Here is a 1,194-nt window from a genome sequence, read left to right as displayed (position 1 = left end):
CCGTCGCCCAGGCCGAGGCCTTCACCTCGGCGATCGGGCGGGCCGTGGCCGCGGGGGGGGGCGGGCGGCGGGCGGCGGCGGGTTGGGGGTTGGGCCACAACGGGGGGCTTGGCCGGGGGGGGGGCGCCCGCCCCGCCGCGCTCGTCTCCGTTTTTTTTTTTTTTTTCCGCCCGCGCCCCGCGGGGGGGGGGCGGGGGGGGGGGCCCCCCCCCCCCCCCCCCCTCGTCGGTAGCGAGCGCTCCCGGAAGGTCAGCGACCGATGGCAGCCGCCATCACGCGGACCGCCGAAACGAGACCGTCGATCAGCTCACCCTGCCGCAGTGAACTCAGCGCGGCGGTGACGCCGAGCTGGCACACCCGGTCGTTGGCGCGCTCGGCCACATCCCGGCCGGAGCGAACCTCCACGGCGTGGTCGTTCGGGGAGACAGCGATGAGCACCGACCGCGCCGGCTCCGGAGTGGTGGGGAACAGTGCGTCCACCGCGGCACCGGCATCGGGACCGAGGTCGCCGATATAGACGTTGAACCGGACCTTGGTGGCACGGGTCGCCTCGGTGAGCACATTGTCCATGGCCAGCCGCTCGTCGTTGTCGAACGGCGCTTCCTTGAACACGTCCCCGGCCTCGTGCACCCCGGAGACCCGGCCGCTGCTGGTGATCACGTACCCGCGCGGCAGTTCGGATTCGACCACCGCAGGCCACTTAGTACTTGCCACTTGCCCGGCCTCCGATCAGCGCTTCCTTGGGGGATTCGAGGGCGTCGAACGCCACATGCGAACCATGCGACGATTCACCGGCATCGTAGGAATGACCGTGCCCGGTGACCTCATCGGTAGCACTCCACAGCACCGGCGCGGAGGTCCACTTCTTGCTCATATCGAAGTGGACCGGCTTCTCACCGGGCAGCGGCTTACCGAGATACGACAAACCAGCGATTATGAGGTAGATCCCCAGTGGGATACCGGCGAAAACCGCCACTGTCTCGAGAATGCTCACACTGATAAAGGTAGACGATCCTCTGTAGTAGACGACGCACCGGTGGTGTGCTGTGTTGTTGGCGCGCCGTAGGCGCGCGGGGGTTGGGCCCCCCCGGGGGGGGGGGGGGGGGGGGGGGGGGGGGGGGGGGGGGGGGGGGGGGGGGGGGGGGGGGGGGGGGGGGGGGGGGGGGGGGGGGGGGGGGGGGCGCGCGGCGGCGG

The 1,194-nt window shown here is 71.6% G+C and carries 2 protein-coding genes; both read right to left on the bottom strand.

Annotated features, from left to right (window positions below):
* Positions 1–249: 249 nt before the first annotated feature.
* Positions 250–714: a DUF5130 domain-containing protein gene (locus QH196_RS01430; protein ID WP_280413920.1), complete on the bottom strand. Its 465-nt coding sequence runs from the start codon at positions 712–714 to the stop codon at positions 250–252.
* Complete coding sequence (ctaJ, locus tag QH196_RS01425) at positions 701–994, bottom strand: aa3-type cytochrome oxidase subunit CtaJ (protein ID WP_280413919.1); 294 nt, start codon at positions 992–994, stop codon at positions 701–703. Before ctaJ ends, QH196_RS01430 begins: the two co-directional genes overlap by 14 nt.
* Positions 995–1,194: the final 200 nt, after the last annotated feature.

The organism is Nocardia carnea, from assembly GCF_029868325.1.
In the GTDB taxonomy this organism is placed as follows: Bacteria; Actinomycetota; Actinomycetes; order Mycobacteriales; family Mycobacteriaceae; genus Nocardia; species Nocardia carnea_C.
Note: the sequence above shows the minus strand (reverse complement) of the source record. Positions and strands in the feature narration are given on the sequence as shown.